Below are 963 nucleotides of genomic sequence, written 5' to 3'. Positions count from 1 at the left end.
GTGCCAACTAAATCATCCACCGCGAATGGACGTGAGTGAGTTTTCCTCGCTCTCGTCCATTTATTTTTTTTAGTTTCTTAAGGACGTCCATAGAATTCGGGCACGAAATCTTTCGAAATTCCTGAATCCAAAGGCGACTCGTTTCAATACTTTTATCTTGTTGTTCATCCCTTCCGTAAAGCCGTTCGAATACACTTGCGTCAGTCCATTTAAAATAGCTTGTCTCCAATCTTTAAAGGTTTTCAATACACTGCTGAATTCGCCTACGCCACTTTCTTCGACTAAATGTAACCATTGAGTTAAAAAATGTGTTACGGAATCCGGTTCTTTCATGGAAAACACCTTGAAAAAGGCTTCTTTTAGGGCATATGCCCGTTGTAGTTCCGGAGATTGTTTCAAAATCTCATGCAGCCGGTCAAATTCCTCCGCTGTTAGGTTCTTCCCTTTTTTATTCAGGATATGCTTGTTTCGTTTGAAGTAAATCCGTTTTTCTCGAAAATGGTTCTGCACCTTTTTCCGCACTCGTTCCAAGGCCCAGATGACCAGCCTTTGGATATGGAACCGGTCTCCAATGATCGTTGCATAAGGAAACATGGTTTGAACTACACGACGGAAAAGAGGAGACAGATCCATTACGACAAATTTTACCTTCATCCGTTCTTTGCGCGGAAAACGGCTAAAATAATGAATCATTTCCAGGGTATTCCGATTCGGCAGAATATCCAATATTTCGTGAGTTCGAGGGTTATTGACCGCCACCTGATACCGCTGTCCACGGGCATTTCCTCGAAACTCATCTAAGGAGAGTATTTCCGGAAGTTGTTTGGGGGGCGGGACGGTAAGCCTGTCAAAGTACCGAATGACGCTGGATACGGAAATCCCCTGCATCTTGGCAATCGTTTTAAAGCTGATTAATTCAGAGCAGGCCTTCTGGATTCTCCGGATGACATCCTGAGAGCGACG

1 protein-coding gene is annotated in these 963 nt (G+C 43.8%); it reads right to left on the bottom strand.

Annotated features, from left to right (window positions below; translation table 11 throughout):
- Positions 1-69 precede the first annotated feature (69 nt).
- Positions 70-963: ISL3 family transposase (locus tag A0U42_RS09625; RefSeq protein WP_065360797.1), on the bottom strand; the 894-nt coding region annotated here is incomplete at its 5' end.

Origin of the sequence: Megasphaera sp. DISK 18, assembly GCF_001682955.1 — a bacterium.
Classification (GTDB): domain Bacteria; phylum Bacillota; class Negativicutes; order Veillonellales; family Megasphaeraceae; genus Megasphaera; species Megasphaera massiliensis.
The sequence above is the reverse complement of the archived record's forward strand: the minus strand, read 5'-3'. Positions and strand labels throughout refer to the sequence as shown.